The organism is Pseudomonas sp. G2-4 (assembly GCF_030064125.1).
Lineage (GTDB): Bacteria > Pseudomonadota > Gammaproteobacteria > Pseudomonadales > Pseudomonadaceae > Aquipseudomonas.
This window is the reverse complement of the sequence record NZ_CP125957.1, coordinates 6,451,266-6,473,488: the sequence shown is the minus strand read 5'-3', so window position 1 is coordinate 6,473,488 and position 22,223 is coordinate 6,451,266. Positions and strand designations below refer to the sequence as shown.

Below are 22,223 nucleotides of genomic sequence, written 5' to 3'. Positions count from 1 at the left end.
TATTCCTCATTGGGCGCTTTGAAAACCTTCGAGAACGTTCACCGCATTGATGCCGATTTCTGCCACCGCATAGCCGCCTTCCATCACGAACAGGGTTGGCTTGCCGAGCGCTGCGATGCGCTTGCCCATCGCCAGGTAGTCCGGGCTGTCGAGCTTGAACTGGGAGATCGGGTCGTCCTTGAAGGTGTCCACGCCCAGGGACACGACGATGACATCGGCGTCGTAGGCTTGGGTTTCGCCGCAGGCCTGCTCCAGCGCAGCGCTCCAGGTATCCCAGCCGGAGCCTGCGGGCAAAGGGTAGTTGAAATTGAAACCCTCGCCGGCGCCTTCACCGCGCTCGTCTGCATAGCCGAGGAAGAACGGAAATTCGAATTCCGGGTGGCCATGGATCGAGGTGAACAACACATCGCTGCGTTCGTAGAAAATCGATTGGGTGCCATTGCCGTGGTGGTAATCGACATCGAGAATCGCGACCTTTTTATGGCCCTGGTCGAGGAACGCCTGGGCGGCGATGGCGGCGTTGTTGAGGTAGCAATAGCCGCCCATCAAGTCGCTGGCGGCGTGATGTCCCGGTGGCCGGCACAACGCAAAGGCACTGCGGGCGCCGCGCTGGATTTCAGCCTGGGCGGTGAGGGCAACCTGGGCGGCGCTATACGCCGCTTGCCAAGTGCCTGCGGTAATCGGCGCGCCGCCGTCAAAGCTGTAATAGCCGAGCTGACCGTGCAAGCTTTTCGGAATGACCGCGCGCAGGGTCCGCGCCGGCCAGGTGAAGGGCAGCAAATCGCCGTCGCGGTGATGTTCCGCCCAGCGATCCCAAGCCCCTTTGAAGAATTCCAGGTACGCCGCGCTGTGGATACGCTGGATCGGCGCTAGGCCGAAATCCTGCGGCGCCTCCACCGGGCCCAGTGCCTGAGCCTTGACCCGATCCAGCACATGATCGGCCCGGGACGGCATTTCGAAGCAAGGCATCAACTGCCCGTCCATCAACTCGCAGCGTCCGTGGTGCAGGTGGTGATCGTCTGAGTAGATCGTCAGCATTGTTGTTCTCCGCAGGGCTGATTCGTTGAATCACAGTCTTGCGGCGCGGGGCGTTTCAGAGAACGGCAGGAGAGGCCAAAAGGGGATCGAAATGGCCAAAAGATTTGACCGTAAATCGCCCCTTGTTGGCGCGGGTGTGCGTGGGATTGGGGCGTGAGTGATGCCTCAATGATTTTTGTTGTACCCGTGGCGAGGGTGTAGCGGCTATCGTGGGTCGACGTTATCCAGCGCCCGGTTCGCCAGCAATGAACTCAGTTCGATCAGCTGCAGGATGCCTAAGGCAACGTGACGGCGGGAGCCCTCCAGTTCGAAAGCCAGATCGTTGACCATCGCATCGGCTGAAGCCAGGGTTTCGCTGAGGTTGGCCAGGAGGCTTTCGTTGTCGATGTCTTTTATGACGGTGAAGAGCTGGCCGGGTTGAATGGTTTCCGCAGGTTTTGCCGGTTTTGGCGCCAGGTAATAGTCCAGTGCGCGCTTGGAGGCTTCGTCGAGCTTTTTTGCGTTGAGGCCGTCCAAGTAGGGGGAGTTGGGATCTGTTTCTGCTGGGTTTGGTTTGCTCTTGAACATAGTGAAGCTCCTTTCACATGAGGAACTTTCGTCAACCGGGCCGCCAAACCCGTTCGCTGGTGTCAGCGACAGGGAGACGATAGGTGGTGAGGGCAGGGCGCACAAGCGGGCGGCTTCTGGCGTAGTTGTAGGCAATGGCGCAAGAATGCGTGGGTTGGCGGAAACGTGGCAGAGAGGGAATAAACAAGGCATTCGCAACGCCCTGAGACTCGTGGCGAGGGAGCTTGCTCCCGCTCGGCGGCGCAGCCGTCGTAGACCGGTCGATGCGGTGTGCCTGGCAGCATGCGTCAGCCTTATTGGGGCGGCTTCGCCACCCAGCGGGAGCAAGCTCCCTCGCCACAGGGGTTGGTGTTGTACATGAAAGCGGCGTTTGTCCAGGAGGTTCAGGATCTGAACTGACTCGGCGCCACGCCGCTCCAGCGCACGAACGCATGGCGAAAACTGGCCGTTTCACTGAAGCCCAGCCTTTCGGCAATCCGATAGATCGGCAATTGATCCTCGCAGAGCATCTGCTTGGCCCGCTCGAAACGCAGGTCGTCGAGCAGCTCCTGATAACTGCAACCCTGCTCCTTGAGGTGCCGGCGCAAAGTGCGCGCCGAGCAGTTCATTTGTTCGGCCAGGCCCTCGAGGCCGGGGGCGGCGTTTAGTTGTGCGTCGAGCAGTTGGCGGATCCGCCCCAGCCAGGCCTGGCGCCCGGTGAATTCGGTGTTCTGTCGGCGGCAGCGTTCGGCCATGGCGTGGTGGGTGATGGGATCGGCCAGGGGCAGGGGCTGTTCGAGCCAGTGGCGGTCGAAGGCAAAGGCGTTATCGATGCTGTCGAACCGTACAGGGCAATCAAAATGCGCTCCATAGCGCACCTGGTAATCGGGCGCCGGATGTTCGAAACGCGCCGCGCGTAACGGCAGCACATGGCCAAGCAGGTCATTGCAGATGACTTTCAACGAAACCATGCAGAACTCGGCATTGAACGCGGCCAAGGCCGGGTTCTCCCGATAATCGCTGGCGCTGAGCCAGACCACCTCATCGTCTTCCTCCAGGTTCAGTTCGAAGAGTGTTCCCAATAGCGCCGGATAGCGCAGCGCCAGGCGCAAAGCGTCACCTAAGGTGGCACTGGTGAGCAGGGCATAGCCGAGTATGCCGTAGCACGACACGTGCATGCGCAGACCCAGTTCCAGGCCGATATCGCGCCTGAGCGCCACGGCGTTGGCACAGACCTGCATTTCCTGATTGGTGGTGATGCGCGTGTCGGCCCGGCTCAGATCCGCCGCGCTGATGCCGCTGCCGGCCAGCAACGCCTCACTGGATAGCCCTTCGTTTTTGAAGGCATTGAGCACCAGGGAGACGGCGTTGAGGGTGGTGAGGTGGGAATGAAGCATGTTCGGTTCCAGCCTGGGGAGGCTGGAAACGGAGCAAGTTGTATGCCGGATGAAAATCGGAAGTTCAACACAACACCCAATGTGGGAGCGAGCTTGCTCGCGATGGCGGTGTGTCAGTCGACGCTGATGTTGACTATCAGCCCGCTATCGCGAGCAAGCTCGCTCCCACAGGATTTGCCGGGTGTCAGATAAGCTCGCCGCACAGATCCAGTTCAACCAACCGCCGCACCTCTGCCACGGGCAACCCCGCGCCAATCAACGCCTGTAACTTACCAACCGCCGCCTCGCGGGTCATGCCGCCGCCGGACAGCACGCCGACGCCACGCAAACGGCTGCCGGCCTCGTACACATCCAGCTCCACGCCGCCTTCATGGCATTGGGTCACCGCCACCACCACCACGCCGCTGTCCCGCGCCCGCTCGAGGCTGGCGAGGAAGGCTGGGTTGTCGCTCGGGCCGGTGCCGCTGCCGTAGCACTCCAGCACCAGGCCCTGGATCCCGCTGCCGAGCAGGCCATCGAGAATCTCGGCGCTGATGCCGGGAAACAGTGGCAGTGCCGCGACATTCGCCAGTTGCTTGGGCTGGTTGTAATTCAATTGCGCCGGCAGCGAAGCGGCTTTGACACCGCCGCCCTGGCGTTCCAGGCGCTTGAACGGATGACGACCGAAGCTGCGCACCTTGGCGCAACGAGTCGGCGCCAGCAATTCACCGTGGAAGTACAGATGCACGCCCGGCGCCAGACCCTGGCCGAGGGCAACCAACGCGCCGCTGAGGTTTTCCCAGGCGTCGCTGTCGGTCACGCCAGCGGGCAGCATCGAACCGGTGAAGCACACCCGCGCATGCAGACCCAGCAGTTGGAAGCTCATTGCGGCCGCGCTGTAGGCCAACGTATCGGTGCCGTGCAGGATCAGTACGCTGTCGCAGCCCTGCACATCCACGGCATCGACCACCGCTTCGCGCAGTTGCTGCCAATAGGCCGGGGTCATGTTGGCGCTGTCGATCAGCGGCGACATTTCCCGGAAGCGCCATGACGGGATGACGAGTTCAGGTTGGCTGTGCAGGTAATCGCGCATCCGCGCTTCGAAACCGGATGCCGGGGCCAGGCCGTGGGCGCTGGCCTGCATGCCGATGGTTCCACCGGTGTAGAGCACCATGACGTGCTGGGCGGCAGGGTAGGTCGAGGAATTCATGGGTGTTCTCCGAGGACGAAAACGGCAGCTTTACTTCGCTGCCACAACATAAGGCCGAGCATGACGCCGACCTTAGGCTGTGTCACGCCGGGCGCAGGGGGTGCGCCCGGTTTTTTCCAGACAGCTTGTTACCGGTCAGCGTTGCGCTGCGGTCACGCCAGCCTTAGCGGCGTCAGACTGGGCAACCGGCGCCGACGGATTGGCTGGCCAGGCGTTGCGGTCAAGGTCCAGGTCCGGGAACTTGCTGGAATCGAAGACCGGAACCTTGATACCGGCCGAACGCTGGTCATCGTAGTCACGCAGGATACGCATGCCGACCTTGAACAGCAGGAACAGCGCGATCAGGTTCACGAACGCCAGCAGCGTCATGGTGATGTCGGCGAAGGCGAACACGGTGCCAAGGTTTTCGATGGCGCCCCAGAAAATCAGGACCAGCACCAGCGCGCGGTAGCCCATCAGCGCCTTGCGGTTTTCGCCGATCATGAAGCGCAGGCTATTCTCACCTAGATAGTAGTTGTAGAGGATCGAGGTGAACACGAACAACGACAGCGCCACGGAGATGAAAATCCGGCCCCAGTCACCCACTACCGCCGCCAGGGAGTTCTGGGTCAGGGCAATGCCGTCGCCTTCGAAGCCTGGGGTGTAGAAGCCCGACAGCAGGATCAACAGCGCGGTGCAGGTGCAGATCAAGAAGGTGTCCAGGAATACGCTGAACGCTTGAATCACACCCTGAGCCACTGGGTGCTCGACCGACGCCACGGCGGCCACGTTAGGCGCACTGCCCAGGCCGGCTTCGTTGGCGAACACGCCACGCTTGACGCCCATGACGATGGCGGCGCCGATCAAGCCACCAAAGGCCTGGTCCAGGCCAAAGGCGCTTCTGACGATGGTCGCCAGCATGTCCGGTACGTGTTCGAACTGCAGCACGATCACATAGAGGGTCACGCCGATGTACGCCAGGGTCTTGACCGGCACCAGCAGGTCGGCAACCTTGGCGATACGCTTGATCCCGCCAATGAACACCAGGCCCAGCAGCACCGCCAGGCCCAGGCCTGTGTAAGTGGTGTCGAAGCCGAAGGCGTTGTTCAGGGAATGGGTGACCGCGTGGGCTTGCAGGCCGTTGAAGGCGAAGCCGAAGGTGACCAGCAGCAGGAACGCCATGATCATGCCCAGCCAGCGTTTCTGCAGGCCGTGCTGGATGTAATAGGACGGGCCGCCACGGTACTGGCCTTCGGAGTCGCAGCGCTTGTAGAGCTGGCCGAGGGAGCACTCGAAGAAGCTGCTGGACATGCCGACCAGTGCGGTCACCCACATCCAGAACACGGCACCGGGGCCGCCGAGGGTCACGGCGATGCCAACCCCCGCGATGTTGCCCGCGCCAACACGGCCGGCCAGGCTGAGCATCAAGGCCTGGAACGAGCTGAGCTGGTCAGTGCTGCTTTTTAGGCTGTCACGAAACACCGCGAACATATGAAAGAAATGACGGAACTGGACGAAACGCGAGCGGATCGTGAAGTAGCTACCGAGCCCGACAATGAGCACGATCAGCACTTTCCCTGAAAGGAAGTCGTTGATGACTTCAAGCATGAGTATTCCTCGCTGTTTTTTGTTTAAGCAAATGCTGGCCATTTGGAAATATCGCGTTACATCGGTCGGCGCTCGGCCAAACAGGTGAGGCGATGTTTCGTCCCGGTCCATTTTCGCGGGTTTGTTATTAGTTCGGTTTTCGCATGTTTTAGGGTCTCTCTACTGACGACCGCTCACGCGAAGAGGGGCGGCACTATACCTATCAGTGCGGTGCCCGTCTGCACGATTGTGGTGCGTCCGACGAAACGGACCCTTCATTTCACCTGGCCTTTCGGTCAGGTTTTTGTGGGAAAAAGCTTGCTCGCGATCGCTGATGACGCGGTATACAACGGCAGCACGTCGTCGTTTATCGCGAGCAGGTTCCTTCCCACAGGTTCGGTCATCCTTTGTGGTTTTCAATTAAAAAAAGGGCTTGGGGAAGGTCCCCAAGCCCTCAAAAGGTGAGAGGTGTCTAGTCCCTCGACCTGGTGAGCGTTAGTTGCGGTGATCACGCTTTCAGCGGAACCAGACGCGGAGCAATCATGTTTTCCGGGCGCAGGATGTCGTCGAGCATCGCGTCGTCGAGCAAGCCTTCTTCGCGCACCAGCTCCAGCACGCCGCGGCCGCTTTCCAGGGCAACACGGGCGATGCGGGTGGCGTTTTCATAGCCGATGTACGGGTTCAGGGCGGTGACCAGGCCGATCGAGTGCTCGACCAGTTCGCGGCAGCGCGCTTCGTTGGCGGTGATGCCCACGATGCAGTGCTCGCGCAGCATGTCCATGGCCCGTTGCAGCAAGCGGATCGAGTCGAAGATCTTGAAGGCGATCAGCGGTTCCATCACGTTCAACTGCAGTTGGCCGCCTTCGGCCGCGATGGTCAGGGCCAGGTCGTTACCGATGATCTGGAATGCAACCTGGTTGACCGCTTCCGGGATCACCGGGTTGACCTTGCCCGGCATGATCGAACTGCCCGGCTGGCGAGCCGGCAGGTTGATTTCGTTGATGCCGGTGCGCGGGCCGCTGGACAGCAGGCGCAGGTCGTTGCAGATCTTCGACAGCTTGACCGCAGTACGCTTGAGCATGCCGGAGAACAGCACGAAGGCGCCCATGTCGGAGGTGGCTTCGATCAGGTCAGCGGCTGGAACCAGCGGCTGGCCGCTGATGGTCGCCAGGCGTTGTACGGCCAGGGCCTGGTAGCGCGGGTCGGCGTTGATGCCGGTGCCAATGGCGGTGCCGCCCAGGTTCACTTCGGTGAGCAGTTCAGGCGCCAGGGTTTTCAGGCGCGCCAGGTCTTCGCTCAGGGTGGTGGCGAAGGCGCGGAATTCCTGGCCGAGGGTCATCGGCACAGCGTCTTGCAGCTGGGTGCGGCCCATTTTCAGGACGTGGCTGAATTCTTCACCCTTGGCAGCGAACGCCTGGATCAGGCTGTCGAGGCTGGCCAGCAACGCATCGTGACCCAGCAGCAGGCCCAGGCGAATCGCGGTCGGGTAGGCGTCGTTGGTGGACTGCGCCATGTTCACGTCGTTGTTCGGGTGCAGGTACTGGTATTCGCCTTTGTTGTGGCCCATGGCCTCCAACGCGATGTTGGCGATGACTTCGTTGGCGTTCATGTTGGTCGACGTGCCAGCGCCGCCCTGAATCATATCCACCACGAACTCTTCGTGGAAATCGCCGCGGATCAATCGTGCACAGGCTTCGCTGATGGCGGCGTGCTTGGCTTCGCTGAGCTGGCCCAGCTCGCGGTTGGCGTCAGCGGCGGCCTGCTTGACCATTGCCAGACCGACCACCAGCTTGGGGTAATGCGAGATCGGAACGCCGGAGAGACGGAAGTTGTTCACCGCTCGCAGGGTCTGGATGCCGTAATACGCTTGCGCCGGTACTTCGAGTACGCCAAGCAGGTCTTTTTCTGTGCGGAATGATGCAGCGGAGGACATGATAGAAATCATCTCGATAAGGACCCGGTCTGAGCCGGAACGCTGCGAATCCTAGGCTCTCGAGAAAATTAGGGCCAATGCTGTTAAGCACTGGCCTATGCATATTCGGCATAATGCCGGTGTGACGTCGACGGTGTGGCGAACGTGTGACCTGTTTTGGTGCGTGCAAAGGGAGGACGTGATGAATCTTGAAAGCAAATGGCTCGAGGACTTCAGTGCCCTGGCTGCGACGCGCAGTTTCTCCCAGGCGGCTGAGCGGCGCTTCGTGACGCAGCCGGCTTTCAGTCGGCGGATTCGCAGCCTCGAGGCGGCGCTCGGGCTGACCCTGGTCAACCGCTCCCGCACGCCCATTGAACTGACGGCGGCGGGCCAGTTGTTTCTGGTGACGGCGCGCACGGTGGTTGAGCAATTGGGTGAAGTGCTGCGTCATTTACATCATCTGGAAGGCGGACAGGGCGAAGTCATTCAGGTGGCTGCGGCCCACTCCCTGGCGTTGGGTTTCTTCCCGCGCTGGATCGCGCAATTGCGCAACGAGGGGATGAACATCGCCACGCGGCTGGTGGCGACCAACGTCGGCGATGCGGTCCATGCATTACGTGAAGGTGGCTGCGACCTGATGCTGGCCTTCTACGATCCGGATTCGGCGATGCAGATGGACCCGGAAATCTTTCCGTCGCTGCACCTGGGCCAGACCGAAATGCTCCCGGTGTGTGCGGCCGATGCTGACGGCAAGCCGCTGTTCGACCCAGAAGGCGAGGCCAGCGTGCCGCTGCTGGCCTACAGCGCCGGCGCGTTCCTCGGCCGTTCGGTTAACCAGTTGTTGCGCCAACGGGCGCTGCGTTTCACCACGGTCTACGAAACGGCCATGGCCGACAGCCTGAAAAGCATGGCGTTGGAAGGCCTGGGCATCGCCTGGGTGCCGCACCTGAGCGTGCGCGCCGAACTGGCCCGGGGTGAACTGGTGATCTGTGGCGGCACGCAATGGCACGTCCCCCTGGAGATTCGCCTGTACCGCTGCGCCCTGGTGCGCAAGGCCAATGTGCGGTTGTTGTGGCGCAAGCTCGAGGGCGGTGTGGCGCAGGGTGTGGCCGGATCCTGAAGACAGCGCAGAACCCCTTGTGGGAGCGAGCTTGCTCGCGATGACGACCTGACACTCACAGCTGCATAGACTGATCTGCCGCTATCGCGAGCAAGCTCGCTCCCACAGGGATTTATGCTGTTCCCTCGCTGACCTGCGAGTCAATAAAACCGCCGCTTCAGCCCAAATGACAGATGGTCGGCGAAAGTGCGTTTAACGCACCATTTTCGGTATACTGCCCGGCCTTCGGTCGGTTCGCCCGGCCAGAATTCGTACAACAAGCCACGCCGGTCTCCTGCGTGGCTTGTTGTTTTTTGACGCGCCTGCGGGCGCCCAGAGAGATGAGGCACGACGATGAGTGCACTGGTTGGCGTGATCATGGGCTCCAAGTCCGATTGGTCCACCCTTAGCCACACCGCCGATATGCTGGAAAAGCTCGGCATCCCTTACGAGGTGAAAGTGGTTTCCGCCCACCGTACCCCGGACCTGCTGTTCCAGTACGCTGAAGAAGCCGAGTCCCGAGGCATCGAGGTGATTATCGCCGGTGCCGGCGGCGCAGCCCACTTGCCCGGCATGTGTGCGGCCAAGACCCACCTGCCGGTGCTGGGCGTGCCGGTGCAGTCGTCGATGCTCTCGGGCGTCGATTCGCTGCTGTCGATCGTGCAGATGCCGGCCGGCATTCCGGTGGCGACCCTGGCCATCGGCAAGGCTGGCGCAATCAACGCGGCCCTGCTCTCGGCGAGCATTTTGGGCGCCAAGCATCCACAGTTTCATAGCGTGTTGAAAAAATTCCGCGCTGAACAGACAGACAGCGTCCTGGACAATCCAGACCCACGCATTGCCTGAGGTTGTTGACGAATGAAGATCGGTGTAATCGGTGGCGGCCAGTTGGGTCGCATGTTGGCCCTGGCGGGTACGCCGCTGGGGATGAACTTCGCTTTCCTGGACCCGGCACCGGACGCCTGCGCCAGCGCGCTGGGTGAACACCTGCGGGCCGACTACGGCGACCAGGATCACCTGCGCCAATTGGCCGACGAAGTCGATCTGGTGACCTTCGAGTTCGAAAGCGTCCCGGCCGAAACCGTTGCTTTCCTGTCCCAGTTCGTCCCGGTCTACCCGAGCGCCGAAGCCTTGCGTATTGCCCGGGACCGTTGGTTCGAAAAGAACATGTTCAAGGACCTGGGCATTCCCACGCCGGCCTTCGCCGACATTCAGTCCCAGGCCGACTTGGACGCCGCGGTGGCCGCCATCGGCCTGCCAGCCGTGCTCAAGACCCGCACCCTGGGTTATGACGGCAAGGGCCAGAAAGTCCTGCGCAAGCCTGAGGACGTGGTCGGCACGTTTGCCGAGCTGGGCAGCGTGGCCTGCCTGCTGGAAGGCTTCGTGCCGTTCACCGGGGAAGTCTCGCTGATCGCTGTGCGTGGCCGTGACGGTGAGCTCCGTTTCTACCCGTTGGTGCACAACACCCACAAGGACGGCATCCTCAAGCTGTCCGTCGCCAGCACCGACCATCCGTTGCAGGCCCTGGCCGAAGACTATTCCAGCCGGGTGCTCAAGCAGCTCGACTATGTCGGCGTGATGGCGTTCGAGTTCTTTGAAGTGGACGGCGGCCTCAAGGCCAACGAAATCGCGCCTCGGGTGCACAACTCCGGGCATTGGACCACTGAAGGCGCCGAGTGCAGCCAGTTCGAAAACCACCTGCGGGCGGTGGCCGGACTGCCGCTGGGCTCGACCGCCAAGGTCGGCGAAAGCGCGATGCTCAACTTCATCGGCAAGGTCCCGGACAGCGAGAAAGTCCTGGCCATTGCCGATTGCCATCTGCATCACTATGGCAAGGCGTTCAAGGTTGGGCGCAAAGTGGGTCACGCCAATCTGCGCTGCGCTGACCGGGCGACCCTGGCCCAGCAGATCATCAAGGTCGAGACGCTGATCGCCGAGCAATAAACTGAGACATGGGTGGAACCATTCGTCGGCCGGCTTCTCTCATGGCAAGGTGCCAAAGTCTGACTAGGCTTTGGCATAGCATCCAACCAAACGGGGAATTGCCATGGGAATCATTGGAACCATCTTTATCGGCTTGATCGTTGGCCTGCTGGCGCGCTTCCTGAAACCGGGCGATGACAGCATGGGCTGGATCATGACCATCCTGCTCGGTATCGGCGGTTCATTGGCAGCCACTTATGGCGGCCAGGCCCTGGGCATCTACCAGGCGGGCCAAGGCGCGGGCTTCATCGGTGCCCTGGTGGGCGCGGTGGTGTTGCTGGTGATCTACGGCCTGATCAAAAGAAACTGATACAAAGACAACACCCTCTCTGCGTGGCGCGCAGAGAGGGCTAGAATGCCGGCGTTGCACTTCCTACTCATTGCCGAGCCCTTTCATGCGCCGTCTAGTGTTGACCCTTCTTCTGCTGGGCAGTGGCCTGGCCCATGCCGCCGAACTGCCGGAAACCGACTGGCTCGAATTGATGCCCAAGTCGGACCAGAAAGCCCTCGAGGCCATGCCCGAGATCGATCATGACTCCCCCGAAGCCAGTGGCACCTTCACCGAAAAAGGTGGCCTGAAACAAAGCAAAGGCTTGCCGGCGGTGATGTATTCGACCAAGACCGTGGCGTCGATGAGCGATAAACACATTCGCATCGGCGGTTACCCCGTGCCACTGGAATCCGACGCCAAGGGCCGTAGCACGCTGTTTTTCCTGGTGCCTTACCCCGGCGCCTGCATCCACGTCCCGCCACCACCGCCGAATCAACTGGTGCTGGTGCGCTACCCCAAGGGCCTGAAGCTGGACGACATCTACACGCCGCTGTGGGTGACCGGCACGCTGAAGATCGAAAAGGTCGACAACGACCTGGCCAGCGCGGCGTATGCACTGGAGGCCGAAAAGGTGAGGGTGGTGCAGGAGGCGGATTTGTAATAGGCCGGTTGGCCTGACACAAATCCCAATGTGGGAGCGAGCTTGCTCGCGATGGCGGTGTGTCAGTCGACGCTGATGTTGACTGTTATCCCGCTATCGCGAGCAAGCTCGCTCCCACAATGGTTTTATGGTGTGGCTTAAAGCGGCTTGCTGCGGATGCTCACGCCAAGGGTATGGCTGGCCTCGGGCAACAGCGTCACCACGTCGTCCATCACATTCGCCGTCTCGATGCACAACATGCGCTGCCAGCCATCGTCGGCCATGTCGCTGAAGGCCTTGGCGCGTTCGGTCCAGGGGTTCCAGATCACTGCCGAGCGCGAACCGCTGCTGGTCAGTTCGATCCGGCGTTCCCACTGCGGATCAACGATGCTCAGCGTCGGCGGGGTATTGAGGTAGACGCGGTCGGTCTCGCCGGCGAAGTGCAGATCACCGGCCTGGGTGGCGATTTTCCAGTCGTCGAGGGTCTCGATGTAGCTCAAGCCATCCACCCCATCGACATGTACGTTGCGCACATCGCTCACGGCGAAGTAGCTGTGCAGCGCCTGGCTGAGGCTGACGGTCTCGCTGCCACGGTTATGGCTGGTGAGGCGGATGTGCAACTGCTCGTCCATCACGATGGTCAGCGTCAGGTCCACTTGGTGAGGCCAGCCCGAGAGGCCGTTTTCGGGGTAGGGCAGCACGAACTCCACCTTGAGGCTTTCGCCTTCGGCTTCGATGCCCTTCAATTCCCAATCCATCGCCCGTACCAAGCCATGGGCCGTGGCCGGATCGTTGGTCACACGCATGGCCTGCACGCTGTCGGGGTTGCGCGTCAGGTTGCCGAACCACGGCCAGCACACCGGCACGCCGGCGCGGATGCTCTTGCCGGCCTTGAACGTGGCCTGGTCGTTGAGCCAGATCAGCGGCGGCTGGCCGTCCACTTGATAGCTGAGGATGTGCGCGCCTTGCTGGGTCACCAGCAACTCGGCCTGACCGTGGCGGATTCGCCAACCGTTCAGTTCATCCAGTTTGACGGCTTCGACATGGGGCGTTGGCATGTTGCAAATCTCGCTCAGGAACAGGAACTGCAATGGACCGCAAAACGGCCGCCGTGTTTAACGGGCGCGCGGCGGAACCGAGCGGGTACGACCACTGCCGTCGATGGCGACGAAGACAAACACCGCCTCGGTCACCTTGCGCCATTCACTGGACAGCGGATCGTCGCTCCAGACCTCGACCATCATCTGGATCGAGCTGCGGCCGATTTCCAGCGCCTGGGTATAAAAGGAAAGCTGCGCACCCACCGCCACCGGCACCAGGAACGCCATGCGATCGATCGCCACGGTGGCCACGCGTCCACCGGCCACTTTGCTGGCCATGGCGGTGCCGGCCAGGTCCATCTGAGACACCAGCCAACCGCCGAAGATATCGCCGAAGCCGTTGGTCTCGCGGGGGAGCGCGGTGATTTGCAGGGCCAGGTCGCCTTGCGGGATTGGATCTTCTTGTTCGAGCTCTATCATGCCGGGGGTGCCTCTGACCCGTAACGCTGTCTTGTGTTGCAGGTGAATAGCCGTCTTTGTAAAAAACGATTCAGCCCGAACTTACTACGTTCGTCACGTTTTTCGTAAAGGCGTGCCAAAGGGAAACTCTGCGAAACCGGCTGGTTCTATTACTACGCCACCAACGACGTTTTCGCACAGCAACCCCTTACAGAGTGTTGCAACGTTGCGAGTATATCGGGCGATAGACGTCGAGACGACCACTCGGTTCTGATTTCGACCGTCAATTACGCACCTCTATGTGCTTTTTCGAACAATTTGTTATCGTGCCGAACCTGCCCAGGCCCTAACCCGTGTTGTCAGGGTTGCAGAACCGACTAATAAGAGAAGCCCTTGCCATGACCCCTGCGCCTTCGAGCACAGCGACGCCCGCACAACTCGCACGTCCACTGACCCGCAACGATTACAAGACGCTGTCGCTTTCCGCCTTGGGCGGTGCGCTGGAGTTCTACGATTTCATCATTTTCGTGTTCTTCGCCACCGTGGTCGGCAAATTATTCTTCCCGGCCGAAATGCCTGAGTGGCTGCGCTTGATGCAGACTTTCGGCATCTTTGCCGCCGGTTACCTGGCCCGGCCGCTGGGCGGGATCATCATGGCCCACTTCGGCGACCTGCTGGGGCGCAAGAAAATGTTCACCCTGAGCATTTTCATGATGGCTGTGCCGACCCTGATCATGGGCCTGCTGCCCACCTATGCCCAGATCGGCATGTGGGCGCCGATCCTGCTGTTGCTGATGCGGGTGATCCAGGGCGCGGCCATTGGCGGCGAAGTGCCCGGGGCCTGGGTATTCGTCTCCGAACACGTTCCGGCGCGCCACATCGGCTATGCCTGCGGCACGCTGACCTGCGGCCTGACCGTGGGGATTCTGTTGGGTTCGCTGGTCGCCACAGCCATCAACAGCATTTATACGCCAGTAGAAGTGGCGGATTTCGCCTGGCGGATTCCGTTCCTGCTGGGCGGTGTGTTCGGCCTGTTTTCGGTGTATCTGCGCCGCTGGCTCCACGAAACCCCGGTGTTCGCCGAGCTGCAACTGCGCAAGGCCCTGGCCGAGGAAATACCGCTGCGGGCCGTGCTGCGTGATCATCGTGGCGCCATCGCCATCTCGATGCTGCTGACCTGGCTGCTGTCGGCCGGCATCATCGTGATCATCCTGATGACCCCGACAGTGCTGCAGACCGTGTACCACTTCAGCCCCACCACCGCGTTGCAGGCCAACAGCCTGGCGATCGTGTTCCTGAGCTTTGGTTGCATCGGCTCCGGCGTGCTGGCTGACCGTTTCGGCGCCGGACGGGTGTTTGTGTTTGGCAGCGCGTTGCTGTTGATCACCTCCTGGACCTTCTATCACAGCCTGTTCGACCACCCCGAGTGGCTGTTTCCGCTCTATGCCTTGAGTGGGTTGTTGGTGGGTACCATCGGCGCGGTGCCTTACGTCATGGTCAAGGCATTCCCGGCCGTGGTGCGCTTCAGTGGCCTGTCGTTCTCCTACAACCTGGCGTATGCGATCTTCGGCGGCCTGACCCCGATGATCGTCACCCTGCTGCTCAAGGAAAGCCCGCTGGGGCCGGCGTATTACGTGGCGGTCATTTGCGGGGTAGGGATTGCGGTGGGCGGTTATCTCTGGAAGAAAGGTCGCTAAGCTTAAGGCGGTTGCGATTCATTGTGGCGAGGGAGCTTGCTCCCGCTGGGTTGCGCAGCAACCCCTTCTTTATGAGTGCTGCGCACTCAAGCGGGAGCAAGCTCCCTCGCCACGGGTTCATTCGTCTCTGTAAATGAGCGGGTCCTCTCCCTGACTCCTTTATTGGTGCCAATCATGTTGTAAAACCCAATGCTGGCCTTTCATCCAATTGTCATATTTCAGCCATAGAGTGTTCACACGGCTTACCGATACTTTGCCGACTTAACACACCCTATCTGCTAGGAGTAAGGCATGAAACTGAAGCGTTTGATGGCGGCAATGACATTTGTCGCTGCTGGCGTTGCAACTGCCAACGCGGTTGCTGCTGTTGACCCAGCGATCCCGAGCTACACCAAGACCACTGGTGTGTCGGGCAACCTGTCCAGCGTCGGCTCCGATACCCTGGCCAACCTGATGACCTTGTGGGCCGAGAACTACAAGAAAGAATACCCGAACGTAAATATCCAGATTCAGGCCGCTGGTTCGTCCACCGCGCCACCCGCGCTCACCGAAGGCACCTCCAACCTGGGCCCGATGAGCCGTAAGATGAAGGACAACGAGCTGCAGGCCTTCGAAACCAAGTACGGCTACAAGCCTACCGCCATCCCGGTGGCTGTCGATGCCCTGGCTGTATTCGTACACAAGGACAACCCGATCAAAGGCCTGACCATGGCTCAGGTCGATGCGATTTTCTCGTCCACTCGTCTGTGCGGCGCTAAAGCCGACGTGAAGACTTGGGGTGACCTGGGTGTGACCGGGGACCTGGCCAACAAGCCAGTTCAGTTGTTCGGTCGTAACTCGGTATCCGGCACCTACGGCTACTTTAAAGAAGAAGCCCTGTGCAAAGGCGACTACAAGTCAAACGTCAATGAACAGCCAGGTTCGGCCTCGGTTGTGCAATCGATCAGCAGCTCGCTCAACGGCGTTGGCTACTCGGGCATTGGCTACAAAACCGCCAGCGTAAAAACCGTTGCCCTTGCCAAGAAAGAAGGCGGCGAGTTCATCGAAGACACCGAAGAAAACGCCCTGAACGGCAAGTACCCACTGTCGCGCTTCCTCTACGTTTACGTGAACAAGGCGCCGAACAAGCCTCTGGCCCCGCTGGAAGCCGAGTTCGTCAAGCTGATCCTGTCCAAGCAAGGTCAGGAAGTCGTGGTCAAGGACGGTTACATCCCACTGCCAGCCAAGGTTGCCGCCAAGGCACTGGCTGACCTGGGGCTGTCGGAAGGCGGTAACGTCGCCAAGAAGTAAAACCTGAGCCGGGCCAAACCCGGACTCTGTGGGAGCAGGCTTGCTCGAGAAGAGGACAGTGCGGTCAATATGGATGTTGACTGACCCAATACTTTCGAGCAGGCGCCCCACAACCCAATTCCTGTCCGCTGCCAATACCCTTGGCGGCGGATTTGTTGCGTCACTGCATTGTCATCTTTCTGTCATACAGGATCGCTAGGGTGTGCGCATGAATGATCTGGCCAATTCCACAATGACTACGACTTCCCCTCCCAAGCGCATTGATTTCAATACGCCTGAGCTTCAACGCAAGCGCCGTATTCGCGCGCTCAAGGATCGCCTGACCCGCTGGTACGTCCTGATCGGCGGCCTCGCCGTCCTGGCCGCCATCACGTTGATCTTCTTCTTCCTGGCCTACGTGGTGCTGCCCCTGTTCCAAGGCGCGGACCTGACCGCCAAGGACTCGATTACCCCGGCCTGGATGCAAGACGCTGGCAAACCCCTGATGATCTCCATCGAAGAGCAGAACCAGGTGGCCATGCGGGTTTCCGACAAGGGCCAGGCGCTGTTTTTCGACATCGACAGTGGCGCCGAACTGCGCCGGGTCGACCTGCCGATTCCCGCTGGCGCCAGCGTGACCTCCATTGGTGAAGATCAACCCGGCAGCCCGCTGGTGGCGATCGGTCTGTCCAACGGTCAGGCCCTGGTATTCCGACACACCTATAACGTCACCTATCCGGACGGCAAGAAAACCATCTCGCCGGCCGTCGAATACCCTTATGGCGAGACGCCGATCGTGCTGAACGAGCAAGGTGCCGCCCTGGAGCATGTCAGCCTCAATGCCACCGACTCAACCCTGCTGCTAGCCGGTTCCAGCGGTGCCCAACTGCAAGTGCTGTCGCTCAGCAGCGAAGAAAACATGATGACCGGTGAGATCACTAGCGAGCAGACGCGCATTGATCTGCCGCAGATGACAGAGCCAGTGAAGAACATCTTCGTCGACCCGCGCCAGCAATGGCTGTATGTGGTCAACGGGCGTGCCCAGGCCGACGTGTTCAGCCTGCGGGACAAAAGCCTTAATGGTCGCTACAAGTTGCTGGAAGACGGCGAAGCCCAAGTCACCGCCACGACCCAACTGGTGGGCGGGATTTCGCTGATCATCGGCGACTCCAAGGGTGGCCTGGCCCAGTGGTTCATGGCCCGCGATCCGGACGGCGAATTGCGCTTCAAACAGATTCGTACCTTCCAGATGGGCAGTGCGCCCATTATTGAGATCAGTGCTGAAGAACGTCGCAAAGGCTTTGTCGCCCTCGACGCTGCCGGCAAGCTCGGCGTGTTCCACAGCACTGCTCACCGCACCCTGTTGGTGGACCAGGTGGTCGATGGCCAAGGTCTGTTCGGCATGTCGCCTCGGGCCAACCGTCTGATCGTCGAGCAGGGTGGCAAACTGCAACCGTTGCAGCTGGATAACCCGCACCCGGAAGTGTCGTGGAGTGCGTTGTGGGGCAAGGTCTGGTACGAAAACTACGACGAGCCTAAATACGTCTGGCAATCGACCGCGGCCAACACCGATTTTGAACCCAAGATGAGCCTTTCGCCGCTGACCTTCGGCACCCTGAAAGCGGCGTTCTACGCGATGCTGCTGGCTGCGCCGCTGGCGATTGCTGCCGCGATCTACACCGCGTACTTCATGGCCCCAAGCTTGCGTCGCAAGGTCAAGCCGGTGATCGAGCTGATGGAAGCGATGCCGACGGTGATCCTCGGCTTCTTTGCCGGCCTGTTCCTGGCACCGTACGTCGAAGGGCATCTGCCGGGCATTTTCAGCCTGCTGATGTTGCTGCCGATTGGGATCCTGGTGGCGGGTTTCGTCTTCAGCCGCTTGCCTGAATCCATTCGCCTGAAGGTCCCGGAGGGCTGGGAAAGCGCGATGCTGATCCCGGTGATCCTGTTCGTCGGCTGGCTGTCGCTGTACATGAGCCCGTACATGGAAGCCTGGTTCTTCGGCGGCGACATGCGCATGTGGATTTCCCATGACCTGGGCATTACCTACGACCAGCGCAACGCCCTGGTGGTCGGTCTGGCGATGGGCTTCGCGGTCATCCCGAACATCTACTCCATCGCCGAAGACGCCGTGTTCAGCGTTCCGCGTGGCTTGACCCTGGGCTCGCTGGCCCTCGGTGCCACGCCGTGGCAGACCATGACCCGCGTGGTGATTCTCACCGCCAGCCCCGGCATCTTCTCGGCGCTGATGATCGGCATGGGCCGTGCGGTCGGTGAAACCATGATCGTGCTGATGGCCACCGGCAACACGCCGGTCATGGAAATGAACCTGTTTGAAGGTCTGCGCACCCTGGCGGCCAACGTGGCGGTGGAAATGCCTGAATCGGAAGTCGGCGGCAGCCATTACCGCGTGCTGTTCCTGTCGGCGCTGGTCCTGCTGTTGTTCACCTTCATCATGAACACCCTCGCCGAGCTGATCCGTCAGCGTCTGCGCAAGAAATATTCGTCGCTTTAAGAAAGGTAGAAGTCTGTGAAACAGAACTCCCTGAAAGGATGGTTCAAGAGCGGCGCCCCCGGCGTCTGGATCAGCGGTGGCGCGGTGTCCATCGCGGTCATCATGACCATTGGCCTGCTGGCAGTGATTGCCGTGCGCGGTCTGGGCCATTTCTGGCCGGCGGACCTGATCCACGCCAGCTACAACGTGCCCGGCATGCCCGCGCATTTGGTGGTTGGCGAAGTGGTGCAGAAGGAGTCAGTGCCTCGCGAGCGCCTGAAAAGCGCTGGCCTGCCAGTGCCGGACGACGGCCCCGAGTTCATGACCCGCGAGTTGATCAAGGTCGGCAACCGGGACCTCAACGGCACAGATTTCACCTGGATCGTCGGTGACTGGCTGACCAGCCAGACCACGCCGCCAGAGCTGATGGCCATTGAGCGTCGTGAGTGGGGTAATTTCTACGGCTACCTGGTCAACGTCAAAGAAAACGGCAAAGTCATTGCCGAAGGCGAAGCGGCATGGCCGCAGCTGCAAGCGCGTGTGGCCCGCGTCAACCAACTCGCGGCCGAACTCAAGACCCTGGAAAAATCCGACATCGGTGCAATCAACGCAGGGCTTGAGCGCATTCGTCTCAAAGGACGCAAGCTGGAGCTGGAAGGTAGACTGGACGCTGCTGCACAAGCGGACCTGGACGCTGACCGCGCTGAGCTCGATGCCCGCTACAAGGACATCGAAGCCCGTCTGGGTGACCTGCACGCGCAGTTCAACCGCGACAGCCTCACCGCCCGCGATGCCAATGGCAAAGAACTGGAAATCGAAATCGGCAAAGTGGTGCACGCCTACCAGCCGAACGGCATGGGTACCTTCACCAAGATCGGTTTCTATTTCAGCAAGGTCTGGGAATTCCTCAGCGACGATCCTCGTGAGGCCAATACCGAAGGCGGGATCTTCCCGGCGATTTTCGGCACTGTCATGATGACTTTGATCATGGCGATGATCGTGACGCCATTCGGCGTGCTGGCAGCGGTGTACTTGCGCGAATACGCCCGGCAAGGACCGATGACTCGCTTGATCCGCATCGCGGTGAACAACCTGGCAGGCGTACCGGCCATTGTCTACGGCGTGTTCGGCCTGGGTTTCTTCGTCTATGTACTGGGTGGTTCGGTGGATCGCCTGTTCTTCCCCGAAGCCTTGCCGGCGCCGACCTTCGGTACCCCGGGCCTGCTTTGGGCGTCCCTGACCCTGGCGCTGCTGGCGGTGCCGGTGGTGATCGTGGCCACCGAAGAAGGCCTGGCGCGGATCCCGCGGACCGTGCGCGAAGGCTCCCTGGCCCTCGGCGCGACCAAAGCCGAGACGCTGTGGAAAATCGTGCTGCCCATGGCGAGCCCGGCGATGATGACCGGCATGATCCTCGCCGTGGCCCGCGCCGCTGGTGAAGTGGCGCCGTTGATGCTGGTAGGCGTGGTGAAACTGGCCCCGTCGTTGCCGCTGGACGGCAATTACCCGTACCTGCACCTGGACCAGAAAATCATGCACCTGGGTTTCCACATCTATGACGTCGGCTTCCAGAGCCCGAACGTTGAAGCGGCACGACCGCTGGTGTACGCCACGGCGCTGTTGCTGGTGCTGGTGATCGCCACGCTCAACTTGTCGGCGGTGTGGATCCGTAACCACCTGCGCGAGAAGTACAAGGCACTGGATAGTTAATGGTCCACGCGGATCCTGTGGGAGCGAGCTTGCTCGCGAAGCTTTTGGCGGCCTTGATGGCCCCTTCGCGAGCAAGCTCGCTCCCACACTGATCTGTGTTCACTGGAATTTTATGGAGCCGCCGTAAAGGCGTTCCGAACCGAATTTGTTAGCACAGGGAGCCTCCCATGCAACACGAAGTACAAGCACGCGGGATCAACATGTCGGCCCTGGGCCGCGACAAGCAGAGCCTGGACCTGGCCCAGGAAACCGTCGCCATCGAAGTGCCCGGCCTGAACCTGTTCTACGGTCAGAAGCAGGCGCTGTATGACGTCAGCCTGAACATCCCGAAACAGCGCGTCACCGCGTTCATCGGTCCGTCGGGCTGCGGCAAGTCGACTTTGCTGCGCACCTTCAACCGCATGAACGACCTGGTGGACGGTTGCCGCGTCGAGGGTGAAATCAACCTCTACGGCCACAACATCTACCGCAAGGGCGAAGACGTGGCCGAGCTGCGCCGTCGCGTGGGCATGGTGTTCCAGAAGCCCAACCCGTTCCCGAAAACCATCTACGAGAACGTGGTCTATGGCCTGCGCATCCAGGGCATCAACAAGAAGCGCGTTCTCGACGAAGCAGTGGAGTGGGCGCTCAAGGGCGCGGCATTGTGGGATGAGGTCAAGGATCGCCTGCACGAGTCAGCACTGGGTTTGTCCGGCGGTCAACAACAGCGCCTGGTGATCGCCCGCACCATCGCCGTGGAGCCGGAAGTGTTGCTGCTCGATGAACCTTGCTCGGCCCTGGACCCGATCTCGACGCTGAAAGTCGAAGAGCTGATCTACGAGCTCAAGTCCAAGTTCACCATCGTCATCGTGACCCACAACATGCAACAGGCGGCGCGGGTTTCGGACTACACCGCGTTCATGTACATGGGCAAACTGGTGGAATTCGGCGATACCGACACCCTGTTCACCAACCCGGCCAAGAAGCAGACCGAGGACTACATCACCGGTCGCTACGGCTAGCCGTAGAGCCGCAAGCTTTAAGCTGCAAGCGGCAAGTAAAAGCGATCCGGGTAACGACATACATCAGCTTGCAGCTTAAAGCTTGCAGCTCACAGCTTTTGCGGAGCAAAACCATGATTTCGAAGGAAGGCCTTACTCACCACATTTCCGCCCAGTTCAACGCCGAGTTGGAGGAGGTGCGCAGCCACCTGCTGGCCATGGGCGGGCTGGTGGAAAAGCAGGTCAACGACGCAGTGACTGCGCTGATCGAGGCCGACTCGGGCCTGGCCCAGCAAGTGCGCGAGATCGACGACCAGATCAACCAGATGGAGCGCAACATCGACGAGGAATGCCTGCGCATCCTGGCCCGTCGTCAACCGGCCGCTTCCGACCTGCGCTTGATCATCAGCATTTCCAAATCGGTGATCGACCTGGAGCGGATCGGCGACGAAGCCACCAAGATCGCCCGTCGTGCCATCCAGTTATGCGAAGAAGGTGAAGCGCCGCGCGGTTACGTCGAGGTTCGCCACATTGGCGACCAGGTGCGCAACATGGTCCGCGATGCCCTGGACGCCTTCGCGCGCTTCGACGCCGACCTGGCGCTCTCGGTAGCCCAGTACGACAAGATCATCGACCGCGAATACAAGACAGCCCTGCGCGAGCTGGCGACCTACATGATGGAAGACCCGCGTTCCATCTCCCGGGTGCTGAGCATTATCTGGGTGCTGCGTTCCCTGGAGCGGATCGGCGATCATGCGCGCAACATCTCGGAACTTGTGATCTATCTGGTGCGAGGTACCGATGTGCGGCACTTGGGGCTCAAGCGAATGAAGGAAGAAGTTGAGGGCACACTGTCCGAAACTGCTAATGTTCCGGGCGAAACTGACGATAAGTAAGATTGCCCGAGAAAAGCGCCCGGCCTTCTGGCCGGGCTTT

Annotated in this window: 19 protein-coding genes; 11 read left to right on the top strand and 8 right to left on the bottom strand. The window is 60.8% G+C overall.

What is annotated here, in order from left to right:
* Positions 1 to 6 precede the first annotated feature (6 nt).
* The 6 genes from QNH97_RS28555 to aspA all read right to left on the bottom strand — a co-directional run bounded on the left by QNH97_RS28555 (position 7) and on the right by aspA (position 7,669).
* Entirely contained in the window at positions 7 to 1,038 is a 1,032-nt protein-coding gene (locus QNH97_RS28555; RefSeq protein WP_283554901.1) for a histone deacetylase family protein, read from the bottom strand.
* Positions 1,039 to 1,242: 204 nt separating this feature from the next.
* The gene (locus tag QNH97_RS28550) at positions 1,243 to 1,605 is read right to left on the bottom strand and encodes a DUF6124 family protein (RefSeq protein ID WP_283554900.1); all 363 of its coding nucleotides are present in this window, start codon (positions 1,603 to 1,605) and stop codon (positions 1,243 to 1,245) included.
* Positions 1,606 to 1,988: 383 nt separating this feature from the next.
* Positions 1,989 to 2,981, bottom strand: a complete 993-nt coding sequence (locus tag QNH97_RS28545) for an AraC family transcriptional regulator (protein ID WP_283554899.1) — start codon at positions 2,979 to 2,981, stop codon at positions 1,989 to 1,991.
* Positions 2,982 to 3,165: 184 nt separating this feature from the next.
* Positions 3,166 to 4,170 carry an asparaginase gene (locus QNH97_RS28540; protein ID WP_283554898.1) on the bottom strand — a complete coding sequence of 335 codons (1,005 nt, stop codon included), beginning with the start codon at positions 4,168 to 4,170 and terminating at the stop codon, positions 3,166 to 3,168.
* Between the two features lie 135 nt (positions 4,171 to 4,305).
* Positions 4,306 to 5,757: an alanine/glycine:cation symporter family protein gene (locus QNH97_RS28535; protein ID WP_283554897.1), complete on the bottom strand. Its 1,452-nt coding sequence runs from the start codon at positions 5,755 to 5,757 to the stop codon at positions 4,306 to 4,308.
* 487 nt (positions 5,758 to 6,244) lie between these two features.
* Positions 6,245 to 7,669 carry an aspartate ammonia-lyase gene (gene aspA / locus QNH97_RS28530; RefSeq protein WP_025216214.1) on the bottom strand — a complete coding sequence of 475 codons (1,425 nt, stop codon included), beginning with the start codon at positions 7,667 to 7,669 and terminating at the stop codon, positions 6,245 to 6,247.
* A gap of 181 nt (positions 7,670 to 7,850) precedes the next feature.
* Between aspA and QNH97_RS28525 the strand changes: the two genes are divergently transcribed.
* The 5 genes from QNH97_RS28525 (at position 7,851) to QNH97_RS28505 (ending at position 11,662) form a co-directional block, all read left to right on the top strand.
* Positions 7,851 to 8,768 (top strand): LysR substrate-binding domain-containing protein, encoded by a 918-nt coding sequence (locus tag QNH97_RS28525; RefSeq protein WP_283554896.1) that lies wholly within the window; start codon positions 7,851 to 7,853, stop codon positions 8,766 to 8,768.
* 333 nt (positions 8,769 to 9,101) lie between these two features.
* Positions 9,102 to 9,593 (top strand): 5-(carboxyamino)imidazole ribonucleotide mutase, encoded by a 492-nt coding sequence (purE, locus tag QNH97_RS28520; protein ID WP_283554895.1) that lies wholly within the window; start codon positions 9,102 to 9,104, stop codon positions 9,591 to 9,593.
* A 12-nt stretch (positions 9,594 to 9,605) separates the two neighbouring features.
* Complete coding sequence (locus QNH97_RS28515) at positions 9,606 to 10,691, top strand: 5-(carboxyamino)imidazole ribonucleotide synthase (protein ID WP_283554894.1); 1,086 nt, start codon at positions 9,606 to 9,608, stop codon at positions 10,689 to 10,691.
* 103 nt (positions 10,692 to 10,794) lie between these two features.
* Positions 10,795 to 11,040, top strand: a complete 246-nt coding sequence (locus QNH97_RS28510; RefSeq protein WP_003196372.1) for a GlsB/YeaQ/YmgE family stress response membrane protein — start codon at positions 10,795 to 10,797, stop codon at positions 11,038 to 11,040.
* An 85-nt stretch (positions 11,041 to 11,125) separates the two neighbouring features.
* The gene (locus tag QNH97_RS28505) at positions 11,126 to 11,662 is read left to right on the top strand and encodes a DUF3299 domain-containing protein (protein WP_283554893.1); all 537 of its coding nucleotides are present in this window, start codon (positions 11,126 to 11,128) and stop codon (positions 11,660 to 11,662) included.
* A gap of 137 nt (positions 11,663 to 11,799) precedes the next feature.
* Here QNH97_RS28505 and QNH97_RS28500 read toward each other — a convergent pair whose 3' ends face one another.
* Both QNH97_RS28500 and QNH97_RS28495 read right to left on the bottom strand, forming a co-directional pair.
* On the bottom strand, positions 11,800 to 12,699 hold the full coding sequence (locus QNH97_RS28500; RefSeq protein ID WP_283554892.1) for a D-hexose-6-phosphate mutarotase: 900 nt from the start codon (positions 12,697 to 12,699) through the stop codon (positions 11,800 to 11,802).
* Positions 12,700 to 12,756: 57 nt separating this feature from the next.
* Positions 12,757 to 13,161, bottom strand: a complete 405-nt coding sequence (locus QNH97_RS28495) for an acyl-CoA thioesterase (RefSeq protein WP_003177184.1) — start codon at positions 13,159 to 13,161, stop codon at positions 12,757 to 12,759.
* A gap of 377 nt (positions 13,162 to 13,538) precedes the next feature.
* Between QNH97_RS28495 and QNH97_RS28490 the strand changes: the two genes are divergently transcribed.
* The 6 genes from QNH97_RS28490 to phoU all read left to right on the top strand — a co-directional run bounded on the left by QNH97_RS28490 (position 13,539) and on the right by phoU (position 22,183).
* Positions 13,539 to 14,837 carry an MFS transporter gene (locus QNH97_RS28490; RefSeq protein ID WP_283554891.1) on the top strand — a complete coding sequence of 433 codons (1,299 nt, stop codon included), beginning with the start codon at positions 13,539 to 13,541 and terminating at the stop codon, positions 14,835 to 14,837.
* Positions 14,838 to 15,128: 291 nt separating this feature from the next.
* Positions 15,129 to 16,127, top strand: coding sequence for a phosphate ABC transporter substrate-binding protein PstS family protein (locus QNH97_RS28485; protein ID WP_283554890.1), 999 nt, complete (start codon positions 15,129 to 15,131; stop codon positions 16,125 to 16,127).
* Between the two features lie 460 nt (positions 16,128 to 16,587).
* Positions 16,588 to 18,621 carry an ABC transporter permease subunit gene (locus QNH97_RS28480; RefSeq protein ID WP_283557570.1) on the top strand — a complete coding sequence of 678 codons (2,034 nt, stop codon included), beginning with the start codon at positions 16,588 to 16,590 and terminating at the stop codon, positions 18,619 to 18,621.
* A 15-nt stretch (positions 18,622 to 18,636) separates the two neighbouring features.
* Positions 18,637 to 20,307, top strand: a complete 1,671-nt coding sequence (gene pstA / locus QNH97_RS28475) for a phosphate ABC transporter permease PstA (RefSeq protein WP_283554889.1) — start codon at positions 18,637 to 18,639, stop codon at positions 20,305 to 20,307.
* A gap of 167 nt (positions 20,308 to 20,474) precedes the next feature.
* Complete coding sequence (gene pstB, locus QNH97_RS28470; protein WP_283554888.1) at positions 20,475 to 21,308, top strand: phosphate ABC transporter ATP-binding protein PstB; 834 nt, start codon at positions 20,475 to 20,477, stop codon at positions 21,306 to 21,308.
* Positions 21,309 to 21,421: 113 nt separating this feature from the next.
* On the top strand, positions 21,422 to 22,183 hold the full coding sequence (gene phoU, locus QNH97_RS28465; protein WP_025216204.1) for a phosphate signaling complex protein PhoU: 762 nt from the start codon (positions 21,422 to 21,424) through the stop codon (positions 22,181 to 22,183).
* Positions 22,184 to 22,223: the final 40 nt, after the last annotated feature.